The sequence below is a fragment of the Arthrobacter sp. H14 genome (assembly GCF_000520495.1).
Classification (GTDB): Bacteria; Actinomycetota; Actinomycetes; order Actinomycetales; family Micrococcaceae; genus Arthrobacter_C.
Window position 1 is genome coordinate 30,780 of sequence record NZ_KI914706.1, and the last position, 20,922, is coordinate 51,701.

At 61.4% G+C, this 20,922-nt stretch carries 20 protein-coding genes; 11 read left to right on the forward strand and 9 right to left on the reverse strand.

What is annotated here, in order from left to right:
• Positions 1 to 718, reverse strand: a 718-nt coding sequence (locus tag Y707_RS28440; protein WP_035783188.1) for an NAD-dependent epimerase/dehydratase family protein, incomplete at its 3' end; no start/stop codon positions are given.
• Positions 719 to 806: 88 nt separating this feature from the next.
• Between Y707_RS28440 and Y707_RS0121615 the strand changes: the two genes are divergently transcribed.
• The gene (locus Y707_RS0121615) at positions 807 to 1,580 is read left to right on the forward strand and encodes an SGNH/GDSL hydrolase family protein (RefSeq protein ID WP_026536580.1); all 774 of its coding nucleotides are present in this window, start codon (positions 807 to 809) and stop codon (positions 1,578 to 1,580) included.
• Positions 1,581 to 1,609: 29 nt separating this feature from the next.
• The gene (locus Y707_RS0121620) at positions 1,610 to 3,745 is read left to right on the forward strand and encodes a S9 family peptidase (RefSeq protein ID WP_026536581.1); all 2,136 of its coding nucleotides are present in this window, start codon (positions 1,610 to 1,612) and stop codon (positions 3,743 to 3,745) included.
• A 99-nt stretch (positions 3,746 to 3,844) separates the two neighbouring features.
• On the opposite strand, the gene Y707_RS0121625 is transcribed toward Y707_RS0121620, so the two are convergent.
• Positions 3,845 to 4,522: an NADPH-dependent F420 reductase gene (locus tag Y707_RS0121625; protein WP_253905297.1), complete on the reverse strand. Its 678-nt coding sequence runs from the start codon at positions 4,520 to 4,522 to the stop codon at positions 3,845 to 3,847.
• A gap of 107 nt (positions 4,523 to 4,629) precedes the next feature.
• Here Y707_RS0121625 and Y707_RS0121630 point away from each other — a divergent pair, with 107 nt between their 5' ends.
• From Y707_RS0121630 to Y707_RS0121660, 7 genes are all read left to right on the forward strand, one after another.
• Positions 4,630 to 5,112, forward strand: coding sequence for a MarR family winged helix-turn-helix transcriptional regulator (locus tag Y707_RS0121630; RefSeq protein ID WP_026536583.1), 483 nt, complete (start codon positions 4,630 to 4,632; stop codon positions 5,110 to 5,112).
• Positions 5,113 to 5,516: 404 nt separating this feature from the next.
• Positions 5,517 to 5,753 (forward strand): 50S ribosomal protein L28, encoded by a 237-nt coding sequence (gene rpmB / locus Y707_RS0121635; RefSeq protein ID WP_026536584.1) that lies wholly within the window; start codon positions 5,517 to 5,519, stop codon positions 5,751 to 5,753.
• Positions 5,753 to 5,920: a 50S ribosomal protein L33 gene (gene rpmG, locus Y707_RS0121640; RefSeq protein WP_026536585.1), complete on the forward strand. Its 168-nt coding sequence runs from the start codon at positions 5,753 to 5,755 to the stop codon at positions 5,918 to 5,920. The genes rpmB and rpmG overlap by 1 nt, the downstream gene beginning before the upstream one ends.
• 2 nt (positions 5,921 to 5,922) lie before the next feature.
• A complete protein-coding gene (rpsN, locus tag Y707_RS0121645) occupies positions 5,923 to 6,228 on the forward strand; it encodes a 30S ribosomal protein S14 (protein WP_026536586.1) in 306 nt (101 codons plus the stop codon).
• A 278-nt stretch (positions 6,229 to 6,506) separates the two neighbouring features.
• Complete coding sequence (locus Y707_RS0121650; protein ID WP_026536587.1) at positions 6,507 to 6,785, forward strand: HU family DNA-binding protein; 279 nt, start codon at positions 6,507 to 6,509, stop codon at positions 6,783 to 6,785.
• Between the two features lie 214 nt (positions 6,786 to 6,999).
• Positions 7,000 to 9,126: a bifunctional copper resistance protein CopD/cytochrome c oxidase assembly protein gene (locus Y707_RS0121655; protein ID WP_026536588.1), complete on the forward strand. Its 2,127-nt coding sequence runs from the start codon at positions 7,000 to 7,002 to the stop codon at positions 9,124 to 9,126.
• On the forward strand, positions 9,126 to 11,210 hold the full coding sequence (locus Y707_RS0121660; RefSeq protein WP_026536589.1) for an NHL domain-containing thioredoxin family protein: 2,085 nt from the start codon (positions 9,126 to 9,128) through the stop codon (positions 11,208 to 11,210). Before Y707_RS0121655 ends, Y707_RS0121660 begins: the two co-directional genes overlap by 1 nt.
• A 102-nt stretch (positions 11,211 to 11,312) precedes the next feature.
• On the opposite strand, the gene Y707_RS0121665 is transcribed toward Y707_RS0121660, so the two are convergent.
• The 7 genes from Y707_RS0121665 to Y707_RS0121695 form a co-directional block, all read right to left on the reverse strand.
• Entirely contained in the window at positions 11,313 to 12,305 is a 993-nt protein-coding gene (locus tag Y707_RS0121665) for a zinc ribbon domain-containing protein (RefSeq protein WP_035783191.1), read from the reverse strand.
• A 73-nt stretch (positions 12,306 to 12,378) separates the two neighbouring features.
• Positions 12,379 to 13,650: an ABC transporter ATP-binding protein gene (locus Y707_RS0121670; protein ID WP_026536591.1), complete on the reverse strand. Its 1,272-nt coding sequence runs from the start codon at positions 13,648 to 13,650 to the stop codon at positions 12,379 to 12,381.
• A 63-nt stretch (positions 13,651 to 13,713) separates the two neighbouring features.
• Positions 13,714 to 14,556 carry a carbohydrate ABC transporter permease gene (locus tag Y707_RS0121675; RefSeq protein ID WP_026536592.1) on the reverse strand — a complete coding sequence of 281 codons (843 nt, stop codon included), beginning with the start codon at positions 14,554 to 14,556 and terminating at the stop codon, positions 13,714 to 13,716.
• Positions 14,556 to 15,458 (reverse strand): carbohydrate ABC transporter permease, encoded by a 903-nt coding sequence (locus Y707_RS0121680; RefSeq protein WP_442853324.1) that lies wholly within the window; start codon positions 15,456 to 15,458, stop codon positions 14,556 to 14,558. Before Y707_RS0121680 ends, Y707_RS0121675 begins: the two co-directional genes overlap by 1 nt.
• A gap of 53 nt (positions 15,459 to 15,511) precedes the next feature.
• Complete coding sequence (locus Y707_RS0121685) at positions 15,512 to 16,831, reverse strand: extracellular solute-binding protein (protein ID WP_442853321.1); 1,320 nt, start codon at positions 16,829 to 16,831, stop codon at positions 15,512 to 15,514.
• A 195-nt stretch (positions 16,832 to 17,026) separates the two neighbouring features.
• On the reverse strand, positions 17,027 to 17,443 hold the full coding sequence (panD, locus tag Y707_RS0121690) for an aspartate 1-decarboxylase (RefSeq protein WP_026536595.1): 417 nt from the start codon (positions 17,441 to 17,443) through the stop codon (positions 17,027 to 17,029).
• A gap of 23 nt (positions 17,444 to 17,466) precedes the next feature.
• On the reverse strand, positions 17,467 to 18,321 hold the full coding sequence (locus tag Y707_RS0121695; protein ID WP_026536596.1) for a LysR family transcriptional regulator: 855 nt from the start codon (positions 18,319 to 18,321) through the stop codon (positions 17,467 to 17,469).
• Positions 18,322 to 18,569: 248 nt separating this feature from the next.
• Between Y707_RS0121695 and Y707_RS28445 the strand changes: the two genes are divergently transcribed.
• Positions 18,570 to 19,967 carry an MFS transporter gene (locus tag Y707_RS28445; RefSeq protein ID WP_442853322.1) on the forward strand — a complete coding sequence of 466 codons (1,398 nt, stop codon included), beginning with the start codon at positions 18,570 to 18,572 and terminating at the stop codon, positions 19,965 to 19,967.
• Between the two features lie 312 nt (positions 19,968 to 20,279).
• Positions 20,280 to 20,922, forward strand: a 643-nt coding sequence (locus Y707_RS28450) for a DUF2382 domain-containing protein (RefSeq protein ID WP_051442299.1), incomplete at its 3' end; no start/stop codon positions are given.

The window sequence follows — 20,922 nt, forward strand, 5'->3', positions numbered from 1 at the left end:
TGTTGAATGCTCCACCTGCCCGAAGTTCCAGCACCCGCCAGTACGCATCGGCTACGTCGTCGGAATGCACGGCCTGGAAAATCATCGTGCGCGGCAGCGGCAGGACGGGCAGCTTGATCTTATCGGCCAGGCTCTTAGGTACCAGCGGCCCGAGGAAGTACCGTCCCGCCTCGCTGCCGTTGGCGGTCTGGAAGATCAATCCGGGTCGAAGACGGCTGACGACAATTTTCGGATAAGTGGCTTCGAACCGGTCGATGACGCGCTCCACAGCCGCTTTCTGCCGGCTGTAGTGGGAGGTATGGATGCCACCGGTGGGCCAGTCCTCGCCGGTGCGGCGGTCCTTGGGCGCCGGGCTGTAGGCCCCTACCGAGGATGCATAGACGAACTGGCGCACTCCGGCTTTGCCAGCTGCCGCCGTAACATGGCCGGTCCCGGTCACATTGACCCGGTACAGCTCCTCTTCATCGTGGTTTGGCTGCAGGATCCAGCCAAGATGTACGACGGCGTCCACGCCTTCCAGCGCCGCGGCGAGTTTGTCCGGCGCATCAAAGCGGCCGATATCGATTTCGTGCCAGGTGACACCGTGGTACGGCTCCCGGTTCGTGGCCGGCTTCCGGCGTGCAATTCCAACAATTTCGGTTTCGACGCCGGATTCCTGGATCCGGCGAAGCAGGGCGGTGCCGACATTTCCCGTCGCTCCGACAATGGCAATACGCATCGTGACGCTCCTCGCTTTCCCAACATCTCCACGCTAGCCAATGCGGCCGCGCTGCAACAGTGCCTTCACGAGGTTGTAATCTGTTTTGGTGACTTTTGCTAAGCGGTTTGTGGCCCTGGGCGACTCTTTTACCGAAGGTGTCGGTGACCCTGATCCGAATCTTCCCCATGGCGTGCGCGGTTGGGCGGACCGTGTAGCCGAGCAGCTCTGTATGTCGGATGCAGGCTGGGGCTATGCGAACCTCGCGATCCGCGGCCGGAAGCTCGGCCGGATCATGGCCGAACAGATCGACGCCGCCGTCGCCCTTGAACCGACCCTGGTCACCATCTACGCCGGCGGGAATGACATCCTGCGGACCCAGATCAACATTGATCTGCTGATGGAGAAGTACGACGACGGTGTCGCCCGGCTGGCAGCCACCGGAGCCGACGTCGTCCTGTTTACCGGTTTCGACGCCGTGGCCTCGCCGGTCTTCGGCAAAATGCGGGGGCGGACGGCGATCTACAACGAGCTGCTGCGCGAAATCGCGGACAAGTACGGAGCGATCATCGTCGACTACTGGCGCTTTGATGAGTACGAAGACCGGCGGATGTGGGATACCGACCGGTTGCATATGTCCACCGCGGGACACATCAACATGGCAGCCAAGGTGCTGGAAAAGCTGGAGGCGGAACACGCCATCGAGCTCCCCCGGTTCGGCGAACTGACGCCGGTGGCGAGGCTGGAGGCGCTGAAGGCGGAGGCAGACTGGGTGCGAAACTTCGTTGGGCCTTGGTTCAGCCGCCGGATCCGGGGAGTGTCCTCAGGCGATTCCCTCTCCGCCCGGTACCCCGAACTGTGCCGGGTGGCCGAACGCAGCTGACGTTGCCGGCTCTTGGGTAGGCTTGGCGCATGTCTGAAACACCTCCCGCCGCGCCCCGGATCCCTACAACACGCGTTCATCACGGCCACGAATTCGTGGACAACTACGAGTGGCTGCGGGACAAGGAATCCGAGCAGGTGCTGTCCCATCTCAAGGCCGAGAATGAGTACACCGATGCGGTCACAGCGGACCACGAGCAGCTGCGCACCGACATCTTCAACGAGATCAAGTCCCGCACCCTGGAGACGGACCTCTCCGTTCCGGCGCGCAATGGCGACTGGTGGTACTACGCCCGCACGGTCGAAGGCGGCCAGTATCCGATGTTCTACCGGACGGCGGCCACCGGGGACTGGACGCCGCCGGTCATCGAACCCGGTGTCCCTTTCGAGGGCGAGCAGCTCCTCCTGGATGGCAATGCCGAGGCCGAAGGCCAGCCGTTCTTCGCCATCGGCGCGTTCACCGTTTCACCATCGGGGAACTTCCTGGCCTACTCGCTGGACCTGAAGGGCGATGAGCGGTTCACCCTGCGGATCAAGGACCTGCGCTCCCGCGAAATCCTCCCGGACGAAATCCCCGATGTCTTCTACTCCGCCGACTTCAGCCTGGACGCGACGGCGGTCTTCTACACCGTCGTCGACGATTCCTGGCGCCCGTACGAGATCCGCCGGCACATTCTCGGCACGCCGGTCTCCGACGATACTGCCGTCTATACCGACCCGGACCAGGGCATGTGGGTGGGCGCGGAGGCCTCAGCCAGCCGCAAGTACCTGTTCATCTCCTCCGGCTGCAGCGAATTCAGCGAGGTCCATATCCTCGACGTCTCCGTACCCGATGCCGCCCCGCAGCTCGTCCTGAGCCGCGAGGCCAAGGTGCTCTACGACGTCGAACATGTTGAGCTGGACGGTGCAGACCACTTTGTCGCGGTGCATGATTACGACGCCGCCAACTCGATGGTCTCGCTGGTCACCATGGGCGCGCCACCGGCCGAATGGAAGACGGTGATCGCGCATTCCGGCACCCGGCGGATCGAGGGCGCGTCGGCGCTGCGCGGACACCTGCTGCTCGGCGTGCGCGAGAACACGCTGGAAACGGTGAAAATCCTGCCTCTGGACGGGCTGGGCACCGAACGGCAGCAGCCGTGGTGGTCGCCGGACTTCGACGAGGAATTGTTCTCCTGCTCGGGTTCCGCAACCGACTACGACGCCCCGTCAATCCGGATCGCCTACCGTTCCTTCATTACCCCGCCAAGAATTTACGACGTCGGACTCGGCACCGGGGGTGCGGACGGCGGGCTGGCGGCTGGAGAACTGGCGTTGCGGAAGGAAACGCCTGTCCTGGGTGGATACAACCCGGCGGACTATCAGCAGCGCCGGCTCTGGGTGACGGCCGCGGACGGAACCAAGATCCCGATGTCGCTGATTTCCAAGGCCGGAATTGAACCGGACGGGACGCATAACGCGCTGATCTATGGCTACGGGTCCTACGAGATCTCCATGGACCCGGAATTTTCCATCCCGCGGCTCTCGCTGCTGGACCGCGGCGTCGTCTTCGCCATCGCGCATGTGCGGGGCGGCGGGGAACTGGGCCGGCCCTGGTACGAGGAAGGCAAGAAGCTCAACAAGCGCAACAGCTTCACCGACTTCGTGGACTGCTCCCGTTACCTGCTTGACGAGGGCTGGGCGGCACCGGGACAGCTGGCCACGATGGGCGGCAGCGCCGGTGGACTGCTGATGGGTGCGGTGCTGAACCTGGCACCGGAACTGTATTGCGGCGTCGTCGCGCAGGTGCCTTTTGTGGACGCCCTCACCAGCATTCTGGACCCGGACCTGCCGCTGTCCGCCCTCGAATGGGAGGAGTGGGGCAACCCGATCGAGAGCGCCGAGGTTTACGAATACATGGCCTCGTACTCGCCGTACGAAAATATCCGGAACGTGAAATACCCGAAGATTGCGGCGGTGACGAGTCTGCACGACACGCGTGTGCTGTATGTGGAGCCGGCCAAATGGGTGGTGAAGCTGCGCGAGGTGGCGCCGGGGAGCGGTCCGGTCGTGCTCAAGACGGAAATGCAGGGCGGCCATGGCGGGGCCAGCGGCCGGTACGAGGGCTGGAAGGACCGGGCCTGGGACTATGCGTTCGTCCTCGCCAGCTTCGACGACCGCTCCTGATCTGTAGCGGCGCGAACGCCGGGTCCGGTTGGATGACGGTGGCGCCGCCGGCTATGCCGGGGCGCCACTCGTACGTACCGGCGGTTGCCGCCGAGGGTATTAGTTGAGAATTTTGAGACCGGTGTTCCAGTTGAAGGATTCGAAGGCAGGATTGGCCTGCATCGCCATCACCAGCAGCTGGAAACCTTCGAGCTCGCGTGCGTGATGCAGTCCGCCGACCTCCAGGGGGCGCAGGCCCGCATTGCGGGCGAATTCGGCCACCTGGGCACGGGCCTCGTCGGCACCGGCAATGAAGACGTCCAGCGGCTTTCCATCGACCTTGCCCTCTGCCAGTGTGCCGGCGAACGTGGTGTTGAAGGCCTTGACGACCTGGGCGTTCGGCACCAGCTTGGCGATTTCTTCCGCTGCGGAACTGTCGGCCGGAACGACCAGTGAGTCGAACGTTTCGAAGTTCAACGGGTTGGTGATGTCGATCAAGACTTTGCCTGCCAAAGCACCGGCGTTGGCCGAAACATAGTCCTTCGCGCCGTCGAACGGCAGAGCCAGGACGACAATGCCGGCTTCCGGTGCCTCCGTGCTGGAGCCGGAGGTTGCGCCCTTTCCGAGTTCAGATGCCAATTCCGCTGCCTTGGCGGCGTCCCGGTTGAGGAACTGTACGGTCTGGCCCGCTGCGAGTGCACGGGAACCGATGCCGCGTGCCATGTTGCCGGTGCCGACGATGCTGATGGTGGTCATTGTTTTCTTCTTTCCGAAGAGGCGGTTAAGTAGGTTTTTCATGCTGAGTCGCTCCGTAGTGGGTTGCTTCGCACTCTCATAACTTGAAGCTACAACTAAGGTAACTCCATTGCGGTTGAAGTGTCAAGTGCCTGTGGGATAATCGGATTATGACTGAACCCCAATGGCTCACGCCCCAGGAGCGGCAGGCCTGGCTTGCGCTTGTCTTTACCTCCACGGTGCTGCCGGCGACCTTCGACAGCCAGTTGCTGCGCGAGGGTAAACTCTCGCTCTTCAGCTACAACGTTCTGGCCATGCTTTCCGAGGCGCAGGACCGGACGCTGCCGATGAGCGAGCTCGCAGCCAGGACCAGTTCGTCGCTTTCGCGGTTGTCGCACGTAGTGCGGAAGCTCGAGGACCGTGGCTGGGTTGAACGCAGGCCCAGCGCAATGGACGCGCGGGTGACGACGGCGTGCCTCACCGACGATGGAATGTCCACCATCGAATCCATGGCGCCCGGGCATGTCAGCACCGTGCGGGACCTGATCTTTGACGGGCTGGACGAACAGGATGTGGCTGACCTGGAACGGGTTGGCAAGAAGATCGTGGGCCGGCTGGCGCCGAATCACTGGTTGCTGCGCGAAGGGGAATAAGCACAGACGCAACAGGCTCCGCGCACCGCCGGTGGCGCGCGGGAGTGAGGTCAGTCACCGCCGCCGGGCTCAATTGGCCATATGAACGCCGCCGCCCTAAACTGGACTAGCGTTAAGTCGCGCACTGAGGCCTGCTGACACCCAACTACGCAGGCTGTAAGTTGCGCGAGAACCCGTACATACCTAGAATTGAAGGCTGTCGTAGTGGTGGAGTCCACTCCTGAGGCACCTGATCTTCACCGTCTTTCCCCGCGGCGAGGGATTCCAGCAGTCAGCTGTTGGAAGACTCTTACGGATAGTCCGCAGTAATAACGGTGTCATTACTGGTGACGGGACGCTCTTAACCGCAATGTAAACAGTTGCAAATAACTGCGTACCGTTACATCAACTACTGGAGGAGAGTCATGGCAGCCCACTGCCAAGTGACCGGAGCCGAGCCGGGCTTTGGAAACAGCATTTCGCACTCGCACCGCCGCACCAGGCGCCGGTTCGACCCGAACATTCAGAAGAAGCGCTACTGGGTCCCATCCCTGCGCCGCAACGTGACCCTGCAGGTATCTGCCAAGGGCATCAAGACCATCGACGTGCGTGGCATTGACGCCGTGGTCGCTGACATCATGTCCCGCGGGGTGAAGCTCTAATGGCGAAAGCACAGGACGTACGTCCCATCATTAAGCTCAAGTCCACCGCGGGCACCGGGTACACCTACGTAACCCGCAAGAACCGTCGTAACAATCCTGACCGCCTGGTCATGAAGAAATACGACCCGAAAATCCGTAAACACGTCGAATTCCGAGAGGAGCGCTAAGCATGGCGAAGAAGTCAAAGATTGCACGCAATGAGCAGCGCAAGCTTGTTGTAGACCGTTACGCCACCAAGCGCCTCGAACTGAAGAAGACGCTGGTTGACGAGAACGCTTCGGACGAAGCACGCGAAGAGGCACGCCTCGGCCTGCAGAAGCTGCCGCGCAACGCATCACCGGTGCGCCTGCGCAACCGCGACCAGATCGATGGCCGTCCGCGTGGAACGCTCCAGAAGTTTGGAATTTCCCGCGTCCGCTTCCGCGACATGGCACACCGGGGCGAGCTTCCCGGCGTGACCAAGTCCAGCTGGTAAGCAACGGCTAAGGCTTTCGAAAAGGGCGGTGACCTTCGGGTTGCCGCCCTTTTTCATGCCCGGATGCCTGCCTGTCCGTTTGGCAGGCTTGCACCTGATTAGAGGCCCCAGAGCCGCCAGAACCCTTAAATACCGGCCAATTTACCGTCATTTCGCTGAAAAAACCCTGAAAATGCCCGAATTTGCAGGTCTTTTGCCGCGAAGCTGGTAGGTTTTTCGAACAGAGGCACTCACACCCGTGCTGTGCTCGAGCTGAAGAAGAGTCCAGGAGGACATAAATGGCTAAGAACCGTAGTGAACTGGTTTCCGAAGTTGCTGCCAAGGCTGACACCAGCCAGACCGCAGTGAACTCCGTCCTTGACGCCCTGTTCGAGGTTTTCTCGACCTCGGTCTCCAACGGCGAGAAGATCACCATCCCGGGTTGGCTTGCAGTTGAGCGCACCGACCGTGCAGCTCGCCAGGGCCGCAACCCGCAGACAGGTGAGACCATCCAGATCGCAGCCGGTCACAGCGTCAAGCTCACTGCCGGCAGCAAGCTCAAGGCAGCGGCGAAGTAATCCTTCTGCTGACGCAGCTAAACAGCTAGACAGTCAGGGGCGGCGACCGGTTGGTTGCCGCCCCTTTCTCATGCCCGCACTAAGTTTCGTGCCCATCCACCGGGGGTGCCGGCGTCGAACAACCTAAGTCCAAGGTTCGCCCCTGATGTACGGACTAGAGTGATAAGTGGCACAGGATTAGTGCATTTTCTACAAAGAGTCGAGAATAGATAACGTGCCTGCAGCAAGCAATCAGACGAGTTCCAGCGCGGGGCCAGGTACGACGGCGGCACAGCCCGGCGTCGGTATCGGTTCCCCGTGGCTGTTGGTTGGCTTGGGCGCAACGGTGCTGGGCACCGTCTTGGCGCTCATCTTCTCCGGAGCGGCTGCCGCCCGGATCGCCGGAGACCCTGGAGCCATAGTCCGCTGGGGACTGCCGCTCGCCGACGCGATCCACAACATGGCGCTGGCCGCCGTGATCGGTTCGCTCCTCTTCGCTGTGGTCATCCTTCCCAAACGGACCGGCGGCATCCGCCGCGGCAGGAGTCCTGAAACAGAGGCTGAACCGGAGCATCCCGCATTTGCACGCGTAATGCTGTTGGCCTCCAGCGCCTCGGTGGTCTGGACGCTGTCCGCGATCGCCGTGCTGGTGTTCACCTTTTCCGATGCGGCGGGGTTGCCCGTCAGTTCGGGGGAGCAGTACACCAGCCAGTTGATCTACTTCATGAGCGACCTCGAGGTGGGCCGTGCCTGGCTCGCGGTCACGATCATTGCGGCCATCGTCAGCACTCTGACCTTCGGTGTCCGGTCACTGACCGGCCTTGGCCTGACGGCGGTGCTGGCCACGATGGCGCTCGTCCCGATGGCGTTGGTGGGACACTCGGCCAGTGCCGCCGATCACGAAGGCGCCGTCAGCTCCCTCGGACTTCACCTGATTGGCGTCTGCCTCTGGGTGGGCGGGATCATCGCCCTGGCGGTCGTCTCCAAGCAGCTGGCCGGCAGCCGCACCACCAAGGACATCACCGCCGTCGTACTGGGCCGCTTCTCCACACTGGCTGGTTTTGCTTTCGTCCTCGTGGCCGCGTCCGGAATCGTCAATGCGGCCGTCCGGCTGGGGGACTTCGCCGCCCTGACCTCCGAATACGGGCAGCTGGTGCTGGTCAAGACGTTCGCCACCGTGCTGCTCGGTGCGATCGGTTTCATGCACCGTCAATGGGTGCTGCCGCAGCTGACCGCTTCGTCGACAGGCCGGGCAATGTCCGCCCGCCGGGCCCTGTGGCAGCTGATCCTCGGTGAACTGAGCATCATGGGCGCTACAGTCGGCGTCGCCGTCGCGCTGAGCCGTACAGCTACTCCGGTGCCGGAAGAGCTGGCCCCGGATGCCACGCCCGCCCGGATCCTCACCGGATATGCACTGCCTCCGGAACTGACGCCGATACGCTGGCTCACCGAGTGGCGTATCGACTGGATCTGGATCGCGCTGGCGCTCACCCTTGGCATCGGCTATTTGATCGGCCGGCACAAGGTCAGCAGGCGTGGCGACAGCTGGTCCTGGCTGCGGACGATCAGCTGGATCATCGGGTTGCTCGCACTGACCTACTTCACCTCCGGACCGCCGGCGGTGTACGGGCGGGTGCTGTTCAGCGCCCACATGGTCGATCACATGGCACTGACCATGATTGTGCCGATCTTCCTGGTGCTTGGTGCCCCGATCACGCTCGCGCTGAAGGCCCTCAGGCCGCGCGGGGACGGAACGCGGGGGATCCGCGAGTGGATCCTCGTCATCGTGCACTCGAAGTTTTCCCAGCTGGTCACCCACCCCATCTTCGTGGCGGTGAACTTCGCCGGCAGCATCATCCTGTTCTACTACTCACCGCTGTTCGGCTTCGCCCTGCGGGAGCACATCGGCCACGAATTGATGAACCTGCACTTCGTGATTACCGGGTACCTGTTCGTCCTCTCGCTGATCGGCATTGACCCCGTTCCGCGCCGGGCGGCGTACCCGCTTCGCCTGCTGATGTTGCTGGCGACGATGGCTTTCCATGCCTTCTTCGGTGTTGCCATCATGGGTTCGACGTCGTTGATCCAGGCCAGCTGGTTCGGGAACCTCGGCAGGCCATGGGGGCCATCGGCGCTGGAGGACCAGCAGCTCGGCGGCGCAATCGCGTGGGGCATTGGCGAAATACCGACCGTCGCGGTGGCGATTATCGTCGCGATGATGTGGTCGCGGACGGACGCGCGTGAAACGAAACGTAAAGATAGGGCCGCGGACAGAAATAATGAGTCCGAACTTAGCGCTTATAACGATATGTTTGCCACACTGGCTGAACGTGACGAGAAGATAGACGAGCGAAGGACCTAATGAGAACCAACTACCGTGTGCGCGCTTCAGAACTCGAGGGCCGCGGCTGGTTGAACACCGGCGGAAAGAAACTTCAGTTAGCCGATCTTCGGGGAAAGATTGTCCTCCTCGATTTTTGGACCTTCTGCTGTATCAACTGCCTGCATGTGATCGACGAGCTGCGTCCGCTGGAGGAAAAGTACGCCGATGAGCTCGTCATCGTCGGGGTGCATTCGCCCAAGTTCGAACACGAGGCGGATCCGGAAGCGCTCGCTTCGGCCGTGGAGCGCTACGAAATCCACCACCCGGTACTGGACGACCCGGAACTGACCACTTGGCAGGCCTACACCGCCCGCGCCTGGCCAACCCTCGTCGTCGTCGATCCGGACGGCTATATCGTTGCCCATCTGGCAGGGGAAGGCCACGCCGGCGGACTCGAGTCGCTGGTCGATGAACTGGTGGCCGAGCATGAGGCAAAAGGCACGCTGCACCGCGGCGATGGTCCCTATGTGCCCGCCGAGACGCCGTCGCGCGACCTGAGGTTCCCCGGCAAGGTGCTGGCGCTGCCCTCGGGCAATTTCCTCGTCGGAGACACCGGGCACCACCGTCTCGTCGAGTTCGAACCGGACCTGACCACCGTGGTCCGCACCATCGGGACGGGCGACCGCGGCTCAGCCGACGGCGGACCCGATCAGGCTCAGTTCAATGAACCGCAGGGGCTGGCGCTGCTTCCGGAGAGCGTCCGGAACCGATGCGGGTACGACGTCGTCATCGCCGATTCTGTTAACCATCTGTTGCGCGGGGTCCGGCTGGATTCCGGCGAGGTCACCACCGTCGTCGGCTCCGGGGTGCAGCGGCTGCTCGACGCCGAAGCGTCCCGCCGCACGGCCAAGGAATCGGATGCCGCCGACCAGGCGGAAGCTGCAGTCTCGCATAAACTGGCCGAGCCCGCTGTGGCAGGATCCATGGACGGCGCCTTCGCCGGGGCCGGGTTGGACGGCTCGTCGGGAGAGTCAGCCGTGCCGGCCGCCGCCGTGGCCGTGGAAACGACCAGCACCCCACTGGAATACCGTGCGCCGCACACCGTGGCGCTGTCCTCACCATGGGATGTTCTCTGGTCCGAACAGGCCGAAGCGCTGATTATCGCCATGGCCGGAGTGCACCAGCTCTTCTCCTTCGATCCCGTCTCGAACAGGGTCGGCATCTTCGCCGGAACAGGCGATGAAGGGCTGCTTGACGGGGCGGCACCGGATGCGTGGTTCGCGCAGCCCTCCGGACTGGCGCAGGACGCAAACGGCAATATCTGGGTCGCGGATTCGGAATCGTCGGCCGTGCGGGTTGTGAGCTTCCTCGACCTCAAAGGTGGGGCCGGAACCGGCGTGCAGGTGCATACCGCCGTCGGGACCGGGCTGTTCGACTTTGGATTCCGCGACGGCGAGGTCGAGGACGCCCGGATGCAGCACCCCCTCGGGGTGGCGGACCTTCCCGACGGCTCTGTGGCCATCGCCGATACGTACAACGGAGCGGTCCGCCGGTTCGACCCCGCCACCCGCCAGATGACTACCTTGGCGCAGGGTCTGGCTGAGCCGTCCGATGTGCTGCTCGATACCGCGGCGGCCGATGGCGGAGCGGGTGAGCCGGTCTTGATCGTGGTCGAGTCCAACAAGCATCAGCTGGTCCGGATTCCCATCCCCAAGTCCGCCCAGCGGGTGGATGAGGGCGCGTCCCAGACGCAGCGGCCGCGCACCGACGTCGCTCCCGGCGGCTTTGAGCTGGCCGTCCGGTTCTCGGCTCCCACCGGGCAGAAGCTGGATGACCGCTGGGGCGACCCCACACAGTTGAAGATTTCCGCCACACCACCAGAGTTGCTGACCGGCGGCGGTGGAACTTCCGTTGGGTTGAACCGCGTCCTGACCCTGTCGCCGGACGTCCCTGAAGGAGTCCTGCACATTACTGCCCGTGCGGCCGCCTGCGATGGTGAGGAAGGCGGCGAGATCCCGGATCACGCGGCCTGCCACATGTACCAGCAGGACTGGGGCATTCCGGTCAGCGTCTCTGCCGGTGGCGATACCGAGCTGTCGCTGGATCTCCGCGGCCTCGACTGAGCAGGAAACAGCTCCGACTGTTCTCAGATGGAACCGTCCGGGCCGCTATCGGTTAGAGGGATCCACTCGAAAGCCCCGTGCGAGGCTCTGCGTTAGCTTGAGTTATTCGACGACGGGGGTAACGCTGATGCTGCCGTCGCTGACATTGAGGCGTGCCGTGAAGCGGTAGTCATGCTCCGCCTTGAGCGGCGTGATGACGCCCGAGAAGGTGTCGATCTGCTGGCTTCGGACCACAGCAGTTCCAGTGAGCGGTTTCAGTACCCAGTCGCCATTAAAGGCGTCAATCTCCACGGTCGGATACTCCGTCACTGACCAGGAGATATCGGCGCCCGGAGCCAGGAAGGGGGTTCCCGGATGGGAGAACGGGCAGTTATCCGGATAGAAGACGTCCTGCTTGGCGCAGTCATTCAGGTACTTTTGCAGGCTCGCATCGACGTCGTTAATGAGCTGCTGCGTCGGTTCCGCCGCGAGGGTCAGCTGTGAGGACGAGGAGTCCTGGCGGGTACTCACGGTAACCTCGGCCGGTTCAGCCGAGAAGTACTTCGTCGCGTAGGAGGCCGTGTACTCGCCGGGGTAGAAGACCGCGAAGGTTTCATCGCCGCCGGGAAGGCCTACTTTTTCACCGTTCATGGTGGCGTGGTTTCCGTTCACGACTGAGGCGCTGACAGTTGGAAGCACACTGGGAACGAATGCCCATTCATCGAAGAACATCCAGACCGTGTCGACCTTTTCCAAGGTGAAAGTAGTAGTCAGAGTGTTGCCGTCAACGCTGTATTCGACCGGTATAGTGACACGTTCGTCGCCATCCGGCGCAGCTTCGCCGATCCTCACGTCCTCGACGCCATCCATCGCCGACTGAAGCCCCTCGCCGTCGAGCATTGCGGGATTCGCGTTGGGGACGGTGGCGCGTAACAAACCCAGTGCCTCGGACCCATCACCGTCTTCGAGCGCCTGCAGATACGCCTTGATCTGCTGCTGCGGGCTGTAGACGTTCACGTTAACGAGGAAGATGGTCAGGATGCCTGCTGCAATTGCCAACGTCAAACCGAGCAGCCAGGCGGCTGCTATACGGACGGCGGGAGAGCTGGCATGCACGTTTTCACGTTACCGTCTCATGGCTTCAACAGTGATATTGAGGCGTAATGGTGCGAGGTGGAACACAAATAGATCAGGACGCGCGCTGCTCCCCGGCCGAATTGTCGTGCTCGCGGGCCATGGCGATCTCCTCGGCCCGTTCCTGGTTGGCCTCATCGGTAAGGGCTGCACCGGCTTCGGCATCGCGGGTAAGGTTCTCGCCGGTTTCCGGATCGAAGAGGTGCAGTTTGCGGGTATCGAGCCATAGCTCGGATTCGCGCCCCGCCCTGAGCCGGCTTGAGGCATCCAGGGTCACCACGATCTGCGGCTTCAACTCGTCTGCGTCGAGATCTTTGGCGAGACTGTTGAGCAGATCGCGCACCTCCGGGCTCGGTTCGAAGTTCAAATAGCCGTACTGTTCATTGCCGAGCCATTCCGTATGCGTCAATTCAGTGGTGAAGGTCGCCCCGTGTTGTTTCTTGGCCTCATCCACCAGTTTGGCGTCCTCGAAGTACCCGGGCCGGATTCCCACCATCACAATCTTCTTACCCTCAGCTCTGGCCAGTTTCTCCGCCGGGACATCGAAGTCACCGAGTACTGTCTTGAGCTTGCCGTCTTCGATCTGGCCGGGGATGAAGTTCATGGAAGGGGAGCCGATGAACCCGGCGACAAAAATATTCGCCGGCTCTTCGTAGAGTTCCCGGGGGGAAGCGATCTGTTGCAGAACGCCCTTCTTCAACACTGCTACCCGGTCGCCCAGCGTCATGGCTTCGGTCTGATCGTGAGTGACGTAGACGGAAGTGACGGCGAGCCGGCGCTGCATCTGCGAGATCTCCGAACGCATCTGGCCACGCAGTTTGGCATCGAGGTTGGACAGCGGCTCATCGAAGAGGAAAGCATCTGCCTGCCGCACGATCGCCCTGCCCATTGCCACCCGCTGCCGCTGGCCACCGGACAGATTCGCCGGTTTGCGTTGTAGGTGGTCAGTGAGTTCAAGAGTCGAGGCGGCCTCTTCCACCAACCGCTTGACCTCATCCTCACTGTGCTTGCCCTTGGCCAGACGCAGTGGGAAGGCAATGTTTTCATAGACCGTCAGGTGTGGGTACAACGCGTAATTCTGGAACACCATGGCCAGGTTCCGGTCACGCGGTGCCTTGTCATTAACCCGCTCACCATCAATGAGCAACTCACCTTCGGTGATGTCCTCCAATCCGACGATCATTCGCAGCAAAGTCGACTTGCCGCAACCGGACGGGCCGACGAGGATGATGAACTCGCCATCTTCAATATCGATGCTGACGTCATTGACCGCCGGAAAACCATCGCCGTACTTCTTCACGAGGTTCTTCAGAGTTATGGAAGCCATGGGATTCAAGTCCTTATCTGTAATCGGGCTCCGGGGGAGCGGCTAAGGGTATGGAAGGAGGGGTTACCCCTTGACCGCGCCCTGGGTCAATCCTGAAACGATCTGCCGCTGGAAGAACAGCACCAGCAGCACGATCGGAATGGTCACAATGATCGCCGCGGCTGAGATAGCCCCGGTGGGGGACTGGAACTGCGATGCGCCGGTGAAGAAGGCCAGCGCCGCCGGTACGGGCCGGGCCGCCTCGGTTGAGGTCAGCGAGATTCCGTACACAAAGTCGTTCCAGGCAATGAAGAAGGCGATGATCGCCGTCGTAAATACCCCCGGTGCGGCCAGCGGAACGATGGCTTTCCGGAAGGCCTGCCAGCTGGTGGCACCGTCCACCTGCGCGGCCTGCTCAAGTTCCCATGGAATCTGCCGGAAAAATGCTGCCAGCGTCCAGATGGAGATCGGCAGTGTCAGCGAGAGGTAGGGAATGATCAGGCCGGGCCAGGTGTCGTAAAGGCCGATGTTCCGCCACAGGTTGAACAGCGGCGTGACAATTGAGATCACGGGGAAGATGGATACAGCCAGCGCCGTCGTCAGGATCAGCTTCTTGCCCGGGAAGTTCAACCGGGCAATGGCGTAGGCACACAGTGTGGCCAGCACGACGGCGATAAACGTGGCGATAACGGTGATTCCGATGGAGTTACGCAGAGCCGGCAGGAAGAGATCCTGTGCCGAACCGACGAGGATCTGCTCGTAGTTCTCGCCCGTCCAGTTCGTTGGCAGGAATTTGCCAGAGGTCAGGTCGCTCGGCGTCTTGAAGGACGTGGCGAAGATGGAGGCCACCGGAAACAGTGCGTATATCAGCACAAGGACGCTGATAATGGCCCACCAGATCTTCTCTTTTCGGGTAGAGCTTCTCATTACTTATCTCCTGTGGTGCCGGAAAGATCCACTTTGAAAAGCTTGATGGCGGCGAAGGCGATCAATAGGACGCAAATAAACAGTAATACGGAAATCGCCGAGCCCAATCCAATCTCCAACCGGGTAATAGAGGTTCTGTACGCCAGCAAGGAGAGCACTTCAGTTCCCTGCTCGCCATTGGTCATGATGAATACGTTGTCGAAGATCCGGAACGCGTCCAGTGCCCGGAACAGTACGGCCACCATGATGGCTGCCTTCATGTTGGGGATAACCACCCGCCTCATCCGTTCCCACCAAGTAGCACCGTCCACCTCGGCGGCCTCGGTCAGCTCACCGGGCACCTGGGCCAGCCCCGCCAGCAGCAGGAGCGAGATGAAGGGCGTGGTTTTCCAGATTTCGGAGGCCATGATGACGAACAGCGCCGTCCAAGTATCGGCGAACCAGTTCAAGTCCGGCGAGATGAACGGCAGCCAGCTGAACCAGGAGTTGATGTAGCCCGAGTTGATGTCGAAGGCGTAGAACCACGCATAGGCTGAGACGACGGTGATGATTCCGTACGGGACCAGGATGGCGGTGCGGAGCAAGCCGCGGAGGGACTTGATCGCTTTATGCATCACTAGGGCCAAGGCGAAGCCAAGTACCAGTTCTACGGTGACCGTAATGACTGTGATGAGCAACGTGACACCCAGGTCCCGCCACCACACGACGTCAGTCAAGACAGTGATGTAGTTTGCGAACCAGATGAACTCGCTCTGGTCCGGGGCCGTCAGGCGCAGCGAGAACAGGGACTCCACGAACGCCTGCAGGATTGGATACAGCGTCACCGCCAGCATCACGACGAAGGCGGGCCCAGCGAGATACCAGCCCAGCCGCCGTTCAGCTTTCACACGGTCACTGTGCACCTGCTTGGCCGGCTTATCTGCAGCGTGGCTGCGCTTGTTCGTAGTTGTACTGCTCACAGCAGTTTCTCCCCTCTGAGCACCGCGAGAATGAACTCTTCGGATTCCTCCGGTGTGACGTTGGGTTCCACGCTTGCCGGGGGAGACCATTCCTGCTGTATACCGCTGGAAATTTCGTTGTAGTACTCAGTCTGCGGACGGGGTGCGGCGAGTTCGAGGGACTCGCGGATGGTCGAAGCCATGGGGAATTCTTCCTCGATCCGCGGATCTTCGTAGGCCTCGGAGTTTGATGGCGGGTTGCCATTGGTGAGGAAGTAGTACGTCTGATATTCCGGTTGGACAATGCATTCGATGGCGTCGTAGGCAAGCTCGGGGTGGTCGCTTTCCGCACCGACCCCAAGGTTGATACCGCCCAGGGGAGGGGCAGTGGGTTGGTCCTCGGAAACGCGGGGGTATAAAGCCCAGCCCACATCATCCAGGACGGATTGTTCCAATGTGCCGGCTTCGACGGCGGCATTCAGGGCAGGCCATACAAAGGGATAGTTGACCATGAACGAGCCATCGTCCGTTTGGAAGCCGGTCAAGGAGTCGTTCTCATTGGAGGTCGCCAGGCCGGGCCCACCCAATCCCTTATCACCGATGGTGCCGATAATCCTCGCCGTCTCCCGTCCGGCCTCACTGGTCAGTCCCAGCTCGAGTTGGTCGGCGGGAGCACCGGGATTGCGCAGGATTTCTCCGCCTGCGGATTCGATCAATGCGTTGACCCAGACCGTCATGGACTCAGCCGCTCCGCCCTGGACTCCCAGGTCCTTGTTCTGGTTCTCCGCAGCCTCCATGATCTGGTCCCAGGTCACAGGTTGGCTCATATCCAGATTCGCCGCTTCCGCCACGGATTCGCGGTACCAGAGGATCTGCGTGTTGGCCCAGAACGGAACAGTCACGAGTTCGTCCTGCCACATGGCACCGGCCAGGGCCCCTTCCAACGTGTTTTCGGTGGTGCGTTCGGCCACGTCCTCCGGGACAGGCTCGAGGAAGAGCGAAAGTTCAGGGATAAACGGCGGGTCGATGCTCATGATGTCCAAAGAGTTGTCCCCGGCGGCCAACCGCCGGGCGAGCTGTTCACGCTGCGCGGCGGCATCTCTGGGCAAAAGGGAAGTCTCGATAAAGTAGTCGCCGTTTGCCGCCTCGGTGCACCGTTTTGCCAGCTCAGCCTGACCCCCGGCGTCGGGGTTGATGTACCACGTCAGGGTAGGGGCGCTCCGCTCCGGGCCGCAGCCGGTGAGTAAGGTGGCGCTGATAACCAAAGAACCAATGGTGGCTGCCAAGCGCCGGCCCCGGGAATGGGCACGGGGCCCCTTGCCGATCTGCGTACTCACCGTGCCTCCACATCCTCGTAGACAACTGTCTCTCGAAGATATGCCCTCAACCCGGTTAAAGAAAGAGCATTCACCGGTGAAGTGGAAAGTATGCTGTGTATTGTTGCCGGGCCGTTATTTAAAGATCCTGAATGCAGGAGTTAAATCAGCGGCAGCAAATAATACAGCGGTAAATCAATGAAGTCGCTGTAGCGGCTATCTCACAATGGAAAGCGGAGGGCGTTCGACGCCGGCGCTCACAGCTTCGGCCGGATCGTTGCCCAGCCGGGTGATTTTGTTCTTCTCGTCGACGTGCACAACGATTGGTTCATACTCGCGGGCTTCCGCAGTGTTCATCTGGCCGTAGGTAATCAGGATAACGAGGTCGCCCTCATGCATGAGATGGGCGGCCGCACCGTTAATCCCCACCACTCCGGAACCGCGCTCGCCTGCGATCGCGTAGGTTTCGAGCCGTGCGCCGTTGGTGATATCGACGATAGAAACCAGCTCGCCGGGCAGGATGTCGGCGGCCTCGAGCAGGTCGAGGTCCACAGTGACGGAGCCGACATAGTGCAGGTCGGCGTGGGTAACCGTGGCGCGGTGGATTTTGGATTTGAACATCGTTCGATTCATAACGGACCAATTCTACCTGTCCGCTACAGCGACTTGTGCATGGTGCGGTCCAGAATGGCACTGCAAAGAGCGGAAACGAGTTCCTGATTGGCCAGTGGATTGGGCACCAGCGTGAAATCGACTTCGCCAATCGCCGGGAGATCAAAGCGGGAATGTGCCTGCGTCAGGTCATCTGGAATCAGCGACTGGGGCAGTACTGCAATGCCGATGCCGGCGCGTACTGCAGCGAGGATTCCGTTAACTTCACGGGTGGTGCAGGTAATCCGCCATGTCCGTCCGGCGTTTTCCAGTGCGTCGATCGCCAGTTTCCTGCTCAGCGCAGGTGCGGGATAACTGACCAATGGCACCGGTGCGCCAGGTTCGATGCTGGTGTGCTCCTGCCCGACCCAGGCGAAAGAGTCGCGCCGTACGGTCGTGCCTTCGTCGCCGCCGGCCCACCACTTGATAAAGACTAGATCCAACTGGCCGGAACGCAGTTTGCGGTGCAGCCTGTCGCTCTGGCTGACCGTCAGTTCGAGGTTTATGTGCGGATACAACTGACGGAAGTTCCGCAGGATCCGCGGCAGGCCGGTAATGGCGAGGTCGTCCGCCATGCCGAACCTAAGGCGTCCCCGCATGGCGGATCCGCTGAAGTAGGCGGCTGCCGCTTCGTGGGAGGCCAATATTGTCCGTGCGAAGCCAGCCATCGCGTCTCCGTTATCCGTCATCCGCACTTCGCGGGTATCACGGGTAATGAGGATCCTGCCGGCGGCGGATTCGAGCTTGCGGATGTGCTGGCTCACGGTGGGCTGACTGAGTTCAAGCCGCTCTGCCGCACGAGTAAAACTCAGTGTCTCGGCTACCGCGAGGAACGTCCTGAGTTGGACTGGGTCGAACATGCTCACTCCCGTGTGAATGCAGACCGCATTACCAAACGTAATGGGATTTATAGACCGTATGTAATTCTTCAATACCCTGGAGCCAGCGTAACCTGAAAGGGAAGCCGCCGTTCCACCGGCACGCCGCCGTCGTACTTCTATATAGCCGTAGCGCGGATATCTGCGGCGGGCAATCGGCAGATCCGGTTTCTCTTTCCGTATCCCTTTAATCCTTCGGCGCAGCTGCGCCCTCAAACGCAGGAATCACCTTGGCACCCCCAACTCAGGCCAACTCCATCGGTGGCAGTCTTGCCACCGCACCCATTCCCGCCGCCGTCGAACGTCCTGCCTGGCGCGACACCTTCGTCTCATTGAAAGTGCCAAATTTCCGGTTGTTCGCCGCCTCGCACTTGGTAGCCGTGATCGCTATGTGGATGCAGCGGATTGCGCAGGACTGGCTGGTGTTCGAGCTGTCCGGCAGTGCAGCAGCGGTGGGTGTCACGGTTGCCCTGCAGTTTGCGCCGATGCTCCTGCTGGGGCCCTACGGCGGCATCATCGCAGACCGATATTCCAAGCCCCTGATCATGATTATCGCCCAGGCCGTCGCGGGAATTATGGCCGCGCTGATGGCCGTCCTGGCCCTGAGTGGAAGCATTCAGGTCTGGCATATCTACTGCATCGCGCTGGTGCTCGGGCTCGTCGTCGTCGTTGATAACCCGGCGCGGCAGGTCTTTGTCAATGAGCTTGTTGGTCCGCGGCATCTGCGCAATGCCATCAGCGTGAATTCGTCCATATTCCAGGTGGGCGGCATGCTCGGGCCGGCGGTCAGCGGCATTCTGATCGGCGCAGTAGGCGGTGGATGGGCTTTTGCCGTCAATGCGGCCGCGTGCCTCTACACCATCATCACATTGGCCAAGCTGAACACCAGTCAGCTCACGAGCACCCCGTCCGTTCCCAAAGGGAAGGGCCAGCTGCGGGAGGGCTTCCGGTATGCGGTGAAGAAGCCAGCGTTCTTCTGGTCATCCGTCATTGGCGCCTTCGTCGCGGTCTTTGCGATGAGTTCGCCGGTCCTGATGGTGGCATTCGCCGATAAAGTTTTCCACACCGGAGCGAGTGGCTACGGTTTGCTCAACACCTTGATCGCCGCCGGGGCCCTCGCCGGGGCGCTGGCCTCCACCCGCCGTCGGACATTGCGGCTGCGCTCTGTGATTGGCAGCGCGGGAGCATTCGGGGTGATGATGGCACTGAGCGCGTTCGCACCCTCAATGTGGTTGTTTGCCGCCCTCATGATCTGTGCCGGATTCTGTTGTCTGCTGTTCCTGGTCGGGGCGAACCAACTGGTGCAGATGTCCTCGAATGTGCGTATCCGCGGCCGCGTTATGAGCCTTTATGTCATGGTGCTCATTGGCGGGCAGGCGATCGGCGGGCCGATGATCGGCTGGCTGGCGGAAAATGCAGGTCCGCATGCCACCATCTTTATCGCCGGCGCAGTTCCGGCGGCGGCCTCTGCCGTCATCGCTGTCATCCTCGCCCGCAGGGGACATTTGATGCTTCAGTTCAGCCTGCGCAGGCGCTCGTACCCAGTAAGCATCGTCCGCCGTCCGGGAACGGCATCCTTCGATGCAGGCAGAGTGGACGGCGGGAGCCGGAACCGGATCAACGCCTGATCGGCAATGCGAATTGGGGTATCAAGCGTAAGCCAAATCAATATTGCTTGCGCTTCAGCTTTCGATAGAAACGCCACGCCGCAAAAGCGAGGGTTACCAATCGCAACATGGTCAATATTCCTTTCCGGCGGATGATAACGGCCGCGCGTTTCCTTGGAGGATGCTCCGATCGCATCACCCTTGCGGAAGCGCGCGCTGACTACTAGTCTACGTAGAAAATCATAAGTGTGCTGACTAGATATTCTGGTTGTAGCCAACGGGTTACAGAGATGGCGCGCGTCATCATCTAATTCCCCTTTCAAAGGAGGATAAATGATCAGCATTGAACAAATAGACAACCTGCTCAAAAACTCCGGCACCATTCTCGGTCAAAACGGAGACAAGGTAGGGAAAGTCGGGCAAGTTTTCGTTGGCGACGACTCGCAGCAACCTGAATGGGTAACGGCCAAAACCGGTTTGTTTGGCCATTCTGAAACATTTATTCCCCTGCGTGAAGCTGCCGTAGAAGGAAATGATGTGCGTGTTCCGTACGGACGGGACAAGATCAAAGACGCACCACGGACCGATCTCGCCCACGGTCACCTTGAGCGTGAGCAGGAAGCTGAGCTCTACCGCTATTACGGACTCGATCCTGAACGTGGCGGCTCAGCAGGCCGGAACGACGACGGCGGGCAGGGCGGGCGGCAGGAGCCTGTTCGCGAGGACGCTGGTGACGGCAGCTATGGCGGCGGCTATGACCAGGACTTGAAGGATGATGACACCTCTGATGAGCGCAATGCCGAAGGCGTTCGGCTGCGCAAATACACCGTGACCGAACATGTAACGATGACAGTGCCCGTCCAGCGTGAAGAAGTCGAAGTGGTCCCGGATCCGGAGTCCGGCGCAGCCGCGGAGGGCCAGCAGGAACGAGGCGCCCAGCCCGGAGCGCAGGCGGGTGCGCCGGCATCGTACCCGG

Excerpts from the sequence above, each read along its gene's own strand:
- Y707_RS0121620 (WP_026536581.1), top strand. The coding sequence starts at position 1,610 with ATGTCTGAAACACCTCCCGCCGCGCCCCGGATCCCTACAACACGCGTT.
- Y707_RS0121625 (WP_253905297.1), bottom strand. The coding sequence starts at position 4,522 with ATGAAAAACCTACTTAACCGCCTCTTCGGAAAGAAGAAAACAATGACC.
- Y707_RS0121630 (WP_026536583.1), top strand. The coding sequence starts at position 4,630 with ATGACTGAACCCCAATGGCTCACGCCCCAGGAGCGGCAGGCCTGGCTT.
- rpmB (WP_026536584.1), top strand. The coding sequence starts at position 5,517 with ATGGCAGCCCACTGCCAAGTGACCGGAGCCGAGCCGGGCTTTGGAAAC.
- rpmG (WP_026536585.1), top strand. The coding sequence starts at position 5,753 with ATGGCGAAAGCACAGGACGTACGTCCCATCATTAAGCTCAAGTCCACC.
- rpsN (WP_026536586.1), top strand. The coding sequence starts at position 5,923 with ATGGCGAAGAAGTCAAAGATTGCACGCAATGAGCAGCGCAAGCTTGTT.
- Y707_RS0121650 (WP_026536587.1), top strand. The coding sequence starts at position 6,507 with ATGGCTAAGAACCGTAGTGAACTGGTTTCCGAAGTTGCTGCCAAGGCT.
- Y707_RS0121660 (WP_026536589.1), top strand. The coding sequence starts at position 9,126 with ATGAGAACCAACTACCGTGTGCGCGCTTCAGAACTCGAGGGCCGCGGC.
- Y707_RS0121670 (WP_026536591.1), bottom strand. The coding sequence starts at position 13,650 with ATGGCTTCCATAACTCTGAAGAACCTCGTGAAGAAGTACGGCGATGGT.
- Y707_RS0121675 (WP_026536592.1), bottom strand. The coding sequence starts at position 14,556 with ATGAGAAGCTCTACCCGAAAAGAGAAGATCTGGTGGGCCATTATCAGC.
- panD (WP_026536595.1), bottom strand. The coding sequence starts at position 17,443 with ATGAATCGAACGATGTTCAAATCCAAAATCCACCGCGCCACGGTTACC.
- Y707_RS0121695 (WP_026536596.1), bottom strand. The coding sequence starts at position 18,321 with ATGTTCGACCCAGTCCAACTCAGGACGTTCCTCGCGGTAGCCGAGACA.